Origin of the sequence: Seongchinamella sediminis (assembly GCF_003457605.1) — a bacterium.
Taxonomy (GTDB): Bacteria; Pseudomonadota; Gammaproteobacteria; order Pseudomonadales; family Halieaceae; genus Halioglobus; species Halioglobus sediminis.
Window position 1 is genome coordinate 1 of sequence record NZ_QRAN01000038.1, and the last position, 12839, is coordinate 12839.

The following is a 12839-nucleotide window of genomic DNA, read 5'->3' on the forward strand; positions in this document are numbered from 1 at the left end:
CATCCCAAGGCGCCGTCAGACCCAGCATCTGCCGGTACATTTCTTCGCTGTGCATGGCAAATCCTCCCATCAGGATATGCCTCTCAGCTTAGTATGGACCCACAGAAATGTCTGAAGGACCATATTTTATTGCCATATAAGCTGCTATTCACTGTCCAGTTCTTTGATTAAATCATCCATTGAAAAATTGTCGAGCAAAGGACTTTGTTCAGCGAGTTCCAGTTTGGCGCGTAGTAATTCCATTTTCTTTTTGTATTGTTGCTGTTCACTCCATAGACGCAATGCTTCGCGTACCACCTCACTGGATGAGTTGTACAAACCTGTGCATGGCGAATTCCTAATTCATCAACAATATCAATGAGTTGATGTTTGCTGCAATCGGAGTCCTTTTCTACACTCGGTCAGCGTGAAAGATGCCATTTACCTGCTGTATCACCTACTATCGGCGCTTGCCAAGGTAATCCGACCTGGCGGAAGTCGTACCGTCATTGCAGAGGACCTGCTACTCAAACAGCAACTGATAATCCACAGCAGATCCCGACAGCGAGCACCCAACTTAACCACCCGGGATCGCACTGTACTCGGCTTCCTATCACTACTCCTGAACCCAAGAAGGCTGGTCAGGTCGGCGGTTATCATCAAGCCATCTACCCTGCTCCATTTCCACAACGCTTTGAAGAAGCGAAAGTATCGCCTTCTGTATACACCACGAGGTAGCAGAAAGCCCGGGCCGAAGGGAGCATCAAGGGAAGTCATCAAAGCGATCGTAGAAATGAAGCAGCGCAATTCAAGGTTTGGCTGCCCGCGCATCGCACAGCAGATTAACCTAGCTTTCGGACTCGATCTGGATAAGGACATCATCAGACGTGTATTAGCAATCCACTACAAACCAGATCCCAGTAACCGCGGACCATCGTGGCTGACCACCATCGGGCATGCAAAAGACAGCTTATGGAGCGTCGATCTATTCCGCCGCGAATCGATCCTGCTGAAGAGCCACTGGATCATGGTCGTGATGGATCAGTACACCCGCAGGATAATTGGCTTTGCTGTGCATGCGGGTAACGTGGATGGCCCCGATCTTTGTCGTATGTTCAACCATGCAACCAAAGGTCAAGCATGGCCCGCACACATCAGTAGCGATAACGATCCACTTTTTCAATACCACCGATGGAAAGCGAATCTTCGTGTCCTCGAAATTGAAGAGATCAAGTCAATACCACATGTCCCGATGTCGCATCCGTTCGTAGAACGATTGATAGGTAGCATACGGCGAGAGTTACTTGATCAAACCTTCTTCTGGACTGCGACTGACCTGGAGAACAAGCTGAGGAACTATCAGGCTTACTACAATGAGCGCCGGACTCATTCTGGGCAGAACGGCGATACTCCAGTCGAATCAACAGGTAGCAATATCGTGGACATTACCCAATACCAGTGGAAAAATCATTGTCGCGGTTTGTTTCAGCTACCGGTGGCTGCTTGAAATGCGAATTCGCCATGGACAGGTCAGTAATTTGTTCAATCTCGGTAGGCACCTTGTTCGGGCTGAACACCATCGCAATCTCAGGGCAAGTGCGTTTGAAGAATGGAGCAGGGCGGTTGTTTGAAATCAGGTGGCAGATTTCAGCGGTCTCAATGAGTTAAGTTGCCGATATCCCTCGCAGGTATGCATCATGTATAAGTCCTACCGCTGTGTTCCAATCCCGGGCTGTAGTGATTTGCACCAAAAATTGAGCCACCAACGCTGGCTCAATCGGGGATAAAAATCAAAACCCCATTGTCTTATTGTGGCCTATAGGCTACAATGCTCGCATGCACTATCGCGTCGTTACCACCGATGTATTTAACCGTTGGCTCGCCCGCATCCGCGATCGGCAGGCGGCTAAAGTAATAGCACAGCGACTCGACAGACTGGTCGCTGGTAATCTGGGTGATGTGAAGTCGGTGGGCAATGGCGTTAATGAAATGCGGATTTTCGCCGGCCCGGGCTATCGGCTGTATTTTACGATGCGTGATGGCGAGCTAATCATACTGTTGTGCGGTGGCAATAAATCCAGTCAGTCACGCGATATCGCCCGCGCGAAACGGATACTGAACGAATTGGAGGCTTGAACAATGCCCATACTGACCGAATACAATCCTTTTGATCACTTGTTGACCGAAGACGAGTTGTCTCAATACTTGACCGATGCTTATGAAGACGATGATCCTGCCGTGTTTGTTGTGGCATTGGGACATGCCATCAAGCACAAGGGGGTAGCGCAGGTGGCTGAAGCCGCCGGGCTAAACCGAGAAAGTCTTTATAAGGTGATCAATGGCAAGGCGCAACCCAAGTGGGACACAATCCATCGGTTGATGCGCGCACTGGGTGTGCATTTGTCAGTTGCTGCCTGAACAATGAACTAACCCCGTTGCTGTTTTCGACAGTGCAAATCGAACGGGAAAAAGGGTGATCGACCCAGACTGCCCGTAGGATCTGATGGGACCACCATGGGACCATCCTCACGCCTTTTGATGCCCTCTAATGCCTGGCTCATTTTTTAACTCTCTGATTTACAAGGCATTAGGGGGCATGGCGAGGCGGGAAATAGCATGCTTCAGGGTTCGAATCCCTCGCTCTCCGCCATTTATCTTTGTATCTCCTGGGTCATCGAGTCATTCTCACTGGCGTTTGCCTTCGCGGTCACCATCACCGCCAGCACCTTCAAAAAGCACCTCTGATACAGTTGACTGTAACAATACAGACCGTTAGTCTGTATTTGAGTACTGTAATAGTACAGTGTTGGGTAAAGTAACGAGGTTGAAAGGAGGTAAGCATGGTCGCTCAAGCTGAACAACTGCTGCAACGTGGTTCCAGTGTTACCAGCGCGTTGCTGCCGGCGATTTTCACTATCTTCAGCCAATGGCGCCTGACCGGTGCCCAGCAGATGACCCTGTTGGGGCTCAGCAACGAGAAGACCCTCTACAACTGGAAGAGCCAGCCGGAAAAGGCCAAGCTGACGCGGGATCTGCTGGAGCGGGCCAGCTACATCCTGGGGATCTACAAGTCCCTGGAAATCCTGTTCCCCGATCCGGCGCTGGCCGACCAGTGGCTGGCCTCGCCTAATGACAATCCGCTGTTCAACGGCACAGCACCGCTGGATCGCTTGCTGGCCGGCCAGGTGGTGGACCTGGCGGTCGTGCGGGATTTTCTCGATGGCCAGCGGGGTGGCTGGTGATCGATATTGACACCCTGCCCGGCAGTGAGGTCAATGACCCCGTCTACCGGATCATCCTGTCTCGCTACCCCCAGGTTCACCTGTTCGAGCGCGTCTCCAATCTCCAGGATTGGGACGTGCTTTACGCCGTGGAGTCCCTGACCAACCCCAGGCTGCGCGATGAAGTCGGTGATATTCGCCTGGTACCACTGGAAGACCGTGTCTATGGCGATGGCGCCTCCTGGATCATGGCCGCCTTCACTCACCCGCCGGTTGATGGGCGAGGTGGTCGCTTCAACCGGAACTTCGGTATCTATTACTGCGCCGCCGATGAGGCGGTGGCCATCGCTGAATCGGCTTTTCATCGGGCGCGCTTCCTGCGGGAGTCCCGCATCGACAAGACCACCCAGGACATGCGCGTGATTCGTACGCATGTGGGCCCGACAACCCTCCACGATATACGTCATCTGGTCGGCGACACGATCTACGGTCCCGATCAATACGGTGAAGCCCAGCAGCTCGGTGACGCCCTACGTGGTGCCAGGAGTTTCGGTGTTCACTACCGAAGCGTGAGAGCGGAAGGGGAGTGCTACGGGGTGATGCGCGCTCGAGCACTGTCTGATGCGATTCACTGGCGATATCTGCGCTACCACTATGATCAGGGGGCCATTGTCCACGTGGAATCCCTCGATGGCAGTGGCAGGAGGTGATGGTGATGTATAAAGAAATGTTGTGGATATTCACCCAACTGCCGGACGATTACATCGTACTCGATACCGAAACCAGCGGACTGCCGGACGAGAATGGCCTACCGGATATCGTAACGCTCGGCATTACCGTCGTGAGCCATCGGGAGATTGCGGCATCCGTCGAATTTCAAATCCGACCGCAGAAGTCAATAGCGGCCCAAGCGCAGTCGATTCACGGGATTACCAACGAACAGGCAGCCGCATTCGAATCCTTCGAGTCGCAGTGGCAACCGATTGCCGACTACCTGAAGGGCCAGCTCATTATCATCCACAACGCCAGTTTTGACTGGCCTGTCCTGTTGGATCATGTTGATCGATACGGATTAAAAATGCCAGCCGTCCATGGGGTTTTCTGCAGCCAGAAAGCAGCTATCCCCTGGGCACAGTCAATGAACTTGCCATGCAGCCATCGTGGGCCATCATTAGATACATTGACGGAAGCACTTCATGTTGAAAATTTTAGAGCGGATAACGCTGGAATACATGGAGCTCTGAATGATTGCTTGCAAACTGCACAAGTCATTGAAGCTATAAACGGGATGACTAATAAGCGGAGTTTTCCACTGGTTAGAAGAGGCGGCAGAACGATCTGGTGATGATGGCCCGCTCCAAAGGGTGAGTCTTAAGGATGTTTTTGACAAAAAGCCGGATTGGGATCGCCATGAATCGGATACATGGAAAATGCTTGCGCAGGGCAAAATACCGATATTTATGGCCGCGCAATCACTCCACCGTACGCTTACAGAACTCACTAATTTACAGCCCGCGTACAGGAGCTGTATACGCCAGACCCCGGTACAGAAAGCCTGTAAAACCTGATTATGTATACCAGTGGCGTAATTGGACCCGACTGGAAAAATAACCGGCCGGAACCTGATCTGGCGCAAAGTCTGAAAACATCTGCGCCGAACATACTGACTGGCCGGGCCACAAGGAGAATTTGATTGCAGCCGCTTACAAGTCTTGATGCGTCCTTCGTTCTGGCTGAAACGCCGGGGCGCCCGATGCACATCTCCAGTATTTCAATTTACGACCCGTCTACCGCCGAGACAGGGCCGGAAGGCTCTCCGCTGCGATTCAAGCAGATCATGGAGCGCTTCAGGGATGCGATTTACGACGTACCCATGCTCCGGCGGCGCCTGGTGGAGGTGCCGGCAAACCTGGACTTCCCATACTGGATAGAAGATCCGGACTTTGATATTGAATTTCATGTGCGCCATATCGCCTTGCCACGCCCCGGTGACTGGCGGCAGTTTTTTATCCAGCTAGCGCGCTTGCATTCCAGGCAGTTGGATATGAGTAGACCGCTATGGGAAGTCTACGTCATTGAAGGCCTCAACCATCTCGAGGGTATTCCTACTGGTTCTTTTGCGGTGGTACAGAAAGTGCATCACTCCGCAATGGATGGCGTATCGGTAAAAAACATGTTTCTGGCCTTGCACGACACGCAGCCAATACCGCGTAAGCACTTGCAACGTAAAGAGCCATTATTGCGCGAGTCGCGTCCGGGCATGGTGTCGATGATGATCAAGGCATCGCAGCGCGCTGCGAGGCGGCCGCTTCGATTCGGCCGCGTTCTGGTGCAGGCAACGGACAGTCTGCGCCGGGCGGCCCAGGAGGAAAAGCGCGGTGAGATAGGGCCGGTTATCGAGGCGCCGCATTGCCGATTTAGCGGTAGTACCTCCGCCTACCGGGCGGTAACCGCTGCAGAATTTGATCTCGAGGAGTTTCTGCAGCTGAAGCGGCTGCGCTCGCACATCACGCTTAATGATCTCGCGCTAAGCGTGTTCGGCGGTGCACTGCGCCAGTATCTCCTGGACAAGCATGAACTGCCGGAGCAGCCGCTGGTGGCGCAGGTACCGGTTGATATACGCGACTGTGCCAGCCAGTTGCAGGGTGGCAATCAGATCAATACCCTGAATGCCTCCTGCGGATCGGATATTGAAGACCCTATCGCTCGGCTGGATGCAGTGCGAGCGTCAATGCAGGATGGCAAGAAACGGCTGGAAATCATGGGAGCCTCACTGTTGCACGATGGCATCGAAGCCCTGGGGCCCCAGGCTACCGCAATGCTGTACAACCTCATTTACAATTCCGGTTCCGCCGGCTTGTTGGACAAGGTCATGCCGGAAAGCCCCAATCTTGTGTTCAGTAATATGCCGGGCCCTGCCGACGCCGCTTACTTCGGTGGCGCGCAACTGGTTTGGGGCACGGGTCTGGGGCCCATTATGCCAACGAATGGCTTGTTTGTTGCGGTCTCCTCGATCTGTGGCAAGTTGATCTACGGCATTACCGCCTGTCGCGAGATGATGCCGGACCCGGACGTGTTCCAGCAGTGCCTGTATGAGTCTTATGAGAAGACGAAACGGGCGCTAAGTGCTGCCGCTATCGTAGAGGGTAGCGGCGCAGGGGGCCGTCGCAAGGTCAGCTCAAAGCGCAAATTGAACAGAGATTAGACCGTAAATTCTATTTTTGTAATATAGACTAACACCGAAGAGACAAATCAGGCACACCGCAAACAGGTAGGGGACTATCGTGGCAAGTAAAAGCAAGTTGTTTAATTTCACTCCGCGGGAACTGCGATCTATAGAGAAGAATATGCAGCAGGCAGAAACCTACGAACAGTGGTACGAGCTGGCGCAGCACCACGACCGGGAGTCAGGTGCCGACGTCTGGCGGGCACGGGATGAATCCGACCTCTATGATCACGCGAGTATCGCCATTCGCCTGGACCGTTTAAAAAGGCTGCGCAAAAAAGGGGACAACCACGGCTTGTTGTTTAGGCTGCACGAGGGCATACACGGCAATATGGCGGGGATGGGTAAAGCAGCGCTGTATCAAAAGGCCAAATCCGGCACCAAATTACTCATCGAAGAATATATCAATGAGATCTGTGAGTCTTTACAGCAATTGTCTCCGCGGCGCCTGAAGGGTGTGTCATGGGGGGAGCGCATTGAATTTTTCCAGCGCGCCAGTCATTGCTATGGCCGCTCCGCCCTGATGCTCAGTGGTGGCGGCACACTGGGGTATTTTCACTTTGGCGTCCTCAAAGCACTGATTGAACAGCAACTGTGTCCGGTGGTAATTTCCGGCGCCAGTGCCGGCGCTTTCGTCGCCGCAGTTGTCGGCACGCATACGGATAAAGAATTTCTCGCACTGTTTGATAACAATCATCTCGCGCGGGAACTTACCAGTAATAATGCGGATATCAAGATTGGTTTCGGCATGGCCAACAAGATCGATATGCGCGCGATCAAACGCGAAATGGCGCGGATGATTCCCGATATGACATTTCTGGAAGCCTATGAAAAAACCGGGCGCAGCATCAATATCACCATATCTCCAGCCAAGCCTCGCCAGACCTCACGATTGCTTAACCATATCGCGTCGCCCAACGTCACCATCCGCTCCGCCGTGCTGGCCAGTTCCGCCATACCGGGAATCTTCCCATCGGTGCAACTGGAGGCCCGCGATGTGCATGGCAAGATAAAGCCTTATTTGCCGTCGCGTCGCTGGATTGATGGTTCTTTCTCTCAGGACCTTCCGGCCAAACGCCTGTCGCGGATGTATGGCGTGAACCACTTTATCGTCAGCCAGGTGCTGCCTGGCCTGGGTCGTGAAAGTAACATGAAGCCGGGTATCAGAAAGATCATTTCGGATGCCTCGGTCGCGGCGACCAAGCAAGTGGTGAGAGGCTGCCTCGATTTCGTTCAGCACCGTGCTAGAGTTGGGCCGCGCCTGGCCACGGCGATGGAGGCGTTAAATGCAGTGATTGACCAGCAGTTCAGGGCAGACGTCAATATTGTACCCGGCTTTGGTGACACCAGATTGTTGGATATCCTCAAAATGCTCGATGAAGACGAAATGGCCACGCTGTTGCACGCCGGTGAACGCGCCACGTGGCCCAAGGTACCGGTTATCAGTACAACCACGCGGATAGGGCGTACGCTGGACGGTATTCTGCGCGACTTTGAAGTGGATGAGGCACACTGGTTGCGGTCTGCGCCGCAAACTGACTCGGCATTGAAGGGCGATTCCGCTACCGTGAAACCGGGGCGCGGTAGCCGTGTAGGGGTGCGCCGCAAGCCGCGTCCACCGGTGCCGGCGACCAACAAGACAGTGGCGCGAAAGTCCGCCTAGCGAGGGCGCGGAATCCGGCCGCGCTGCGTGCGCTCCCGCACTAGCCGGTGTGATTTCACCTTTGCGGCGCGCTGGCGGGCAAGGTCCAGGGGAGCAATGTACCTGCCCGGCACGCTCCAGGGCACACCGGGAAGTTGCTCCAGGCTCTCGCACAAACCGATACCGCGCCGCAGCTCCCGTGTGGGGGGTACTGCGTTGAGATAGCGGGCGATATCTGCCTCGCCGAAAATATCCCCCAGTACCAGTTCAGCCCGCGCCCTGACAACAGGCGTGGCAACCCGGCTGCGCTCGCCCCAGCGCACGGTAAACGCTTCGCAGTCTGCGTCCTCCGATGCGGGCGCATCCAGGAAGGATACGATGCGGTCCAGGCCGAAGTAGTAGCGTTTCCGTTCATTCCTGAACGGGTGCGCGCGACAGCTCATGCCATGCGGTTTTCACTGGCTTCCTTGCTGATGTAGTGCTGTTGTGCTGGAATCCCTCCCAGCGAAAAGCGGCAAGGTACCCCAGGGCACCCTCTCTTGATGCTGCGCATCAATTCACCTTGTCCCAGGTGGTGCTCTGGTCGGTGGTGCCAGGTGTGGCAGGGCGGGGGTGTTCTGTTCCTTTCTCTCAAGATGAGCCATAACTCTATCGAGGGCCTGCCCCGCTTTATCGGGTATGATGTCCTGCTCCTCGATGCAAGCGATGACTCTGACAGATCCGCCGCAGCGTGCGCAGACCTCGATGTCTATATTGAACACGCGCTTGAGTTGCTGAGCCCAAGTCATAGCAGCATGGTGCTCAGCGGCGGTGCGGACTTTTGCGTTGGCTATAGACTTGATGCCTTTTCCACGCCTGGCTGGTGCGGATCATGAAGGCTTTACGCCCTTGTTGAGGACCAACCGCGATTCGATAAGAAATCGAACTACCCTGAATCTGTGGCAGGGCTCACCCCGCTTTATCGGGTGTGGCATCGGTATCCTCGGCGGGGTCGAGTTCTATCCAGGCACTCTCAGTGTCCTGTTCCAGTAAGCCCTGGCGTTCAAGGCTGCGACCTACACGCTGGCTGATCGACTGAACCAGATCTTCCAACTCGCTCTTGTTCGGTGCTTTGACGCGCTGAAAGTGGGAAGGCCTGTTGTCGCGATACACATAGACGCCATCCAGGAAAAAAATATGAAAGTGAATGTTGAGGATAAGGGCGCTGCCGAAGCGCTGAATTGAGCGGGCCGCGCAGGCTTACGGCCCCGGTAGCGCCATCCTTGAGCGAGAATCCGGCCTTGTGGATCAAGTGGGTGGAGATCGCCCGGTAAATGATACCCTGAATCGCGTGGAGTAAGGAATTTCTCAGAAACCTGACATAAACGCTGTACCTGAGCATCAGGTTCTCACTCCCAAGACTATTGCGAGTCCTCGAATAAAAGTTTTGTGTTACAAGACATTCCAGATTGGAGTATAGATGACAACAGTTCTGGATTCGGGTCGCGCACTCGAAGATGAGTCAAAAGATCAATTTGGCCTTGCTGGAATAGCCAAAAGACTCGCGCCATCAATCGTGAAGGCATCGAAGGGCGATGGTATGGTAATTGGGCTGGAGGGGCGGTGGGGTTCAGGAAAAGCGTCGTGTTTTCCGGGTCTCCCATATCAATCATATTGGACACCACGATAAGCACCTTGCTGGCTTCCTCCGCCTGCAGACTGACAGCGCTTACAAGTAGAATGGATAAAAGAAACACGCTTACAATTATCATTTCCTCCGGAACTATATTGACCCACAGAGGACCCAGTTTAGCGGAGGAAAGAGCTCTGACTCATTGTTTTGAGACGAGTTGGCACATTTGCGCGTTGGTTAGCGGCGCTGGAGCGGTGCTGATATCCCGGGGCCGGCAGCAACAGGCGCTGTTACAGTCGCTGGTCCGCTGCGCCCGTACCAGCCTACCCACGAGCCCACAGTGATGGATGCTTATCTGGGATTATTTTTCAGCGCCTTCCTGGCCGCGACCCTGGTGCCCGCCTATTCCGAAATCCTGTTTGCGGCACTGATTAAGGCGGGATACGACCCGCTGCTACTACTGTTCTGGGCTTCCGCCGGAAATTCCCTGGGGTCTGCCGTGAACTGGCTACTGGGTCGCTACCTGCTGCATTTCCAGGATCGCCGCTGGTTTCCCTTCCAGGCCACGAGCCTGGCCAGGGCGCAGCAGTGGTTCAGAAAATTCGGCGTCTGGTCGCTGCTACTGGCTTGGATGCCCGTTGGGGGCGACGCGCTGACCTTTGTCGCCGGGGTGATGCGGGTTCCCTTCTGGTTGTTTTTCGCTCTCACTGCCATCGGCAAGACGGTACGCTACGTGATTGTAATGGGCCTGGTGCAGCAGCTGACCTTTTTTTAAGGCTCACCCAAAGGAATGGCAGAATAGCGAAACCCCGTAAGTTTCGCGGCTTTTCGTTTATTGGATTAGCTAACAGTGTCTTTCGTGGCAGGGTTCACAACGGCCGATTAGCCGTTGTGAACCTTCCCTCGCTGGAAGTGTCGAGAATGAGCCGATAGATCATTTCAAGTTCGATCTCGGTACGACAGCTAATCCCTCGCTCTCCGCCATTCTCTCCTAAACGGGGTGCCCTGCGCGCCGTTTTAGTTTCTCACCCGCCACGTGTTGCGCTAGCACTTCCTCCTTGTCACGACAGGAGGTACAGGCGCATGGCGAGTAGCAGCCAAAGCCGTGCGCGTCATGGGGCTTACACCACGTCCGGGGTCAGCCTGGGCGCACCGTCATTGTGTTTGATGGCGAAAACAAAGGGTGTGTTGGCGTAACAGGCGTTCAAAGCCACTCTGGCCGAGGCGGGTAAAGCTGCTGATATTTGCGTTTCACTAAGGCCGTGTGAAAGCGAAGTAGGGTAGAGGCTCGAATAAAAATAGCTGCCCGATAAATCCGTCTCGGGCTTGGGAAAAGCGTTAAACTTCTCAAGGATGTGCCGGAGACGGATTTTTCGCTGGTATCCCGGCTCGAATGAATGACGTGGAGGTTGACAATGGATACGGATCTGGAAGCCCTTGATGTACTGATCGGCGAGAAAGTCGCGGAGGGTATCTTCCCTTCCCGGGCGATTGCGATCGAGAGTATCATGCGCTGGCTTGAGGAACTCGAAACGCAATTCATCGACGAACAGATGCGCAGCGAGGACGCCTAGGCTTGTCCCTGGGGATATCGCAATTCAACAGTTTTCGCGGCTATTTCAGCCGCAATACTGCCTTTTTCTCATTGCGTGGTGGAATGAGAGGAGGGTGGAGGGCCGTACGATAATTGTACGACCGCCGCCTGGATGCCAGCCGGTGACCCGGCTCAGGGCGCTTCGGTCTTGATAGCCTGGTCAACCTCCCCCGGCCGGCGCAGCATCTTGTCGATGTCGCTGACATGAACCGCCTCCTCGGAAATCAAACGTCGCGCGTATTCCTCGAGGGTGATAGAGCCGGCTTCTTCCGCCAGCGAGAGCAGCTCGCGATAGCGCTCGATGCCCTCCAACTCGAAATCCATCGATTCGTTGAGGATTTCCGCCATGTCGTGTTTGTGGGTCTCCAGCAGGTTGCCGATGCCCAGGGAGGGATGCCCACCGAGCATGGTGATCATTTCGCCCGCCTCAGTGGCATGTAGCAGAGTCTCATTGGCGGCGCTTCGAAACCAGCTGACCACGGGGATACGACTGTAGCCGAAAATCATGAAGGAGTAGTGTGTGTAGCGGACCACGCCGGCCAGTTCGTGCTCCACAATTTCATTGAGCTTGGCGATGATAACCTCGCGTTGCGGTGAATCGGCGTCGAGGGGCATGATGGTTACCTCCTTCTATTGAGTGTTCGTAACCAGTATAGACGCTCCTGGCATCCGCGCAGCGCGGGTGACTGCCCGTCCCTGGCGAATTCGCATTCAAGTTCAGACCTGGCTCTACCACCAATCCAGCATCCAACTGGGGGAGTTGGTAGAACTGCTCCCCAGGCAAATATCCTGCCTCACCCGTGTTTCCAGTGGCCATGTTGCCTGGATATAGTGAATCGAACACCTTTAGCCGCAGCTTCAAGCGCTGGTTTGGGGTATCACCGCGGCATTGGTACACAAGGTGCGAGGTGTTAATGTCTTGCAATGGCGCGCTCGATTCCACTCATAAGGTCTTCCCTGCTATCCGGATTCCCCGCTCTGGTGCGTGACCTGGGTGGACGACTCGATGAAATTCTCGAGGACGTGGGTTTCAGCCTGGAGCAGCTGGAGCAGCCCACGCTGCTGATCCCTTTCGACAAGCAGGTGCGGCTGTTGCAGGTAGCGGCGCAAAGCTGCGACCGCGAGGACTTCGCCCTCCAACTGGCAAAACGGCAGGATATGGCCGTGTTTGGCGCGCACGTACAGTGACCAGTTCTGGGATCATGCGGTGGCCCTGTTGTGCGTCGTCACGCGGATGGTGTGTGGCCAGAACTGGTCCCCGCGGTCCGCTTTTCTGCGCCGCCCGGAGCCGGCTTTCAGTCTGACGGATATCGGCGAATTGCTTGGTGTCGCCGAAGCCAGTGTCTTCACCCGGTGCTTTCGGCGCTGGTCCGGCGTGACGCCATCGCAATGGCGCAGCCGGCAATTCGGCTGAATGGCGCGAATAGTCAATTAGTGGCACGAATTCACTAGCGTCCGGTTAATTGTTGAACAAATTCAGTTGGTTAGAAACCATGTCATCTTCCAGGATATGTTTGGTATCGAAAAAGTCATTGTTTAAAGGGATTTTTTCGAAGAGGGTGACC

Annotated in this window: 19 protein-coding genes and 1 pseudogene; 16 read left to right on the forward strand and 4 right to left on the reverse strand. The window is 54.7% G+C overall.

Going from position 1 to position 12839, the window contains the following annotated elements:
* Positions 1 to 144: 144 nt before the first annotated feature.
* Entirely contained in the window at positions 145 to 318 is a 174-nt protein-coding gene (locus DWB85_RS20020) for a ribbon-helix-helix domain-containing protein (RefSeq protein ID WP_420820279.1), read from the reverse strand.
* Between the two features lie 454 nt (positions 319 to 772).
* Between DWB85_RS20020 and DWB85_RS18685 the strand changes: the two genes are divergently transcribed.
* From DWB85_RS18685 to DWB85_RS18735, 11 genes and pseudogenes are all read left to right on the forward strand, one after another.
* Positions 773 to 1486 (forward strand): integrase core domain-containing protein, encoded by a 714-nt coding sequence (locus DWB85_RS18685; protein WP_205422809.1) that lies wholly within the window; start codon positions 773 to 775, stop codon positions 1484 to 1486.
* A 13-nt stretch (positions 1487 to 1499) separates the two neighbouring features.
* Positions 1500 to 1610: pseudogene (locus DWB85_RS20025) on the forward strand (IS6 family transposase); the annotation flags it as partial.
* A gap of 205 nt (positions 1611 to 1815) precedes the next feature.
* Positions 1816 to 2115 (forward strand): type II toxin-antitoxin system RelE/ParE family toxin, encoded by a 300-nt coding sequence (locus tag DWB85_RS18695; RefSeq protein WP_117957554.1) that lies wholly within the window; start codon positions 1816 to 1818, stop codon positions 2113 to 2115.
* Positions 2116 to 2118: 3 nt separating this feature from the next.
* Positions 2119 to 2397 carry an addiction module antidote protein gene (locus DWB85_RS18700; protein WP_117957556.1) on the forward strand — a complete coding sequence of 93 codons (279 nt, stop codon included), beginning with the start codon at positions 2119 to 2121 and terminating at the stop codon, positions 2395 to 2397.
* Positions 2398 to 2595: 198 nt separating this feature from the next.
* On the forward strand, positions 2596 to 2724 hold the full coding sequence (locus DWB85_RS19885) for a hypothetical protein (protein WP_275400955.1): 129 nt from the start codon (positions 2596 to 2598) through the stop codon (positions 2722 to 2724).
* A 95-nt stretch (positions 2725 to 2819) separates the two neighbouring features.
* The gene (locus tag DWB85_RS18710) at positions 2820 to 3221 is read left to right on the forward strand and encodes an MbcA/ParS/Xre antitoxin family protein (RefSeq protein ID WP_117957558.1); all 402 of its coding nucleotides are present in this window, start codon (positions 2820 to 2822) and stop codon (positions 3219 to 3221) included.
* The gene (locus tag DWB85_RS18715; RefSeq protein WP_117957561.1) at positions 3218 to 3910 is read left to right on the forward strand and encodes an RES family NAD+ phosphorylase; all 693 of its coding nucleotides are present in this window, start codon (positions 3218 to 3220) and stop codon (positions 3908 to 3910) included. The genes DWB85_RS18710 and DWB85_RS18715 overlap by 4 nt, the downstream gene beginning before the upstream one ends.
* 5 nt (positions 3911 to 3915) lie before the next feature.
* Complete coding sequence (locus DWB85_RS18720) at positions 3916 to 4545, forward strand: 3'-5' exonuclease (RefSeq protein WP_117957576.1); 630 nt, start codon at positions 3916 to 3918, stop codon at positions 4543 to 4545.
* A 19-nt stretch (positions 4546 to 4564) separates the two neighbouring features.
* On the forward strand, positions 4565 to 4768 hold the full coding sequence (locus DWB85_RS20030; RefSeq protein WP_420820280.1) for an HTH domain-containing protein: 204 nt from the start codon (positions 4565 to 4567) through the stop codon (positions 4766 to 4768).
* A 125-nt stretch (positions 4769 to 4893) separates the two neighbouring features.
* Complete coding sequence (locus tag DWB85_RS18730) at positions 4894 to 6405, forward strand: wax ester/triacylglycerol synthase family O-acyltransferase (RefSeq protein ID WP_117957563.1); 1512 nt, start codon at positions 4894 to 4896, stop codon at positions 6403 to 6405.
* 79 nt (positions 6406 to 6484) lie between these two features.
* Positions 6485 to 8089 (forward strand): DUF3336 domain-containing protein, encoded by a 1605-nt coding sequence (locus DWB85_RS18735; protein ID WP_275400959.1) that lies wholly within the window; start codon positions 6485 to 6487, stop codon positions 8087 to 8089.
* Here DWB85_RS18735 and DWB85_RS18740 read toward each other — a convergent pair.
* A complete protein-coding gene (locus DWB85_RS18740; protein WP_117957567.1) occupies positions 8086 to 8511 on the reverse strand; it encodes a hypothetical protein in 426 nt (141 codons plus the stop codon). The two genes, DWB85_RS18735 and DWB85_RS18740, sit on opposite strands and share 4 nt — an antisense overlap.
* A 505-nt stretch (positions 8512 to 9016) precedes the next feature.
* The gene (locus DWB85_RS19685) at positions 9017 to 9289 is read right to left on the reverse strand and encodes a transposase (RefSeq protein WP_205422813.1); all 273 of its coding nucleotides are present in this window, start codon (positions 9287 to 9289) and stop codon (positions 9017 to 9019) included.
* Between the two features lie 238 nt (positions 9290 to 9527).
* On the opposite strand from DWB85_RS19685, the gene DWB85_RS20035 reads away from it, so the two are divergent.
* From DWB85_RS20035 to DWB85_RS19595, 3 genes are all read left to right on the forward strand, one after another.
* The gene (locus DWB85_RS20035) at positions 9528 to 9737 is read left to right on the forward strand and encodes a P-loop NTPase fold protein (protein ID WP_205422811.1); all 210 of its coding nucleotides are present in this window, start codon (positions 9528 to 9530) and stop codon (positions 9735 to 9737) included.
* A gap of 286 nt (positions 9738 to 10023) precedes the next feature.
* Positions 10024 to 10455, forward strand: a complete 432-nt coding sequence (locus DWB85_RS18755; protein WP_117957569.1) for a YqaA family protein — start codon at positions 10024 to 10026, stop codon at positions 10453 to 10455.
* A gap of 640 nt (positions 10456 to 11095) precedes the next feature.
* On the forward strand, positions 11096 to 11254 hold the full coding sequence (locus DWB85_RS19595; protein ID WP_162846203.1) for a hypothetical protein: 159 nt from the start codon (positions 11096 to 11098) through the stop codon (positions 11252 to 11254).
* A gap of 152 nt (positions 11255 to 11406) precedes the next feature.
* Here DWB85_RS19595 and DWB85_RS18760 read toward each other — a convergent pair whose 3' ends face one another.
* Entirely contained in the window at positions 11407 to 11889 is a 483-nt protein-coding gene (locus tag DWB85_RS18760) for a ferritin-like domain-containing protein (protein WP_117957571.1), read from the reverse strand.
* A gap of 366 nt (positions 11890 to 12255) precedes the next feature.
* On the opposite strand from DWB85_RS18760, the gene DWB85_RS18765 reads away from it, so the two are divergent.
* Positions 12256 to 12462: an AraC family transcriptional regulator ligand-binding domain-containing protein gene (locus DWB85_RS18765; protein ID WP_162846204.1), complete on the forward strand. Its 207-nt coding sequence runs from the start codon at positions 12256 to 12258 to the stop codon at positions 12460 to 12462.
* Entirely contained in the window at positions 12443 to 12688 is a 246-nt protein-coding gene (locus tag DWB85_RS18770; RefSeq protein WP_205422812.1) for an AraC family transcriptional regulator, read from the forward strand. Before DWB85_RS18765 ends, DWB85_RS18770 begins: the two co-directional genes overlap by 20 nt.
* Positions 12689 to 12839 lie beyond the last annotated feature (151 nt).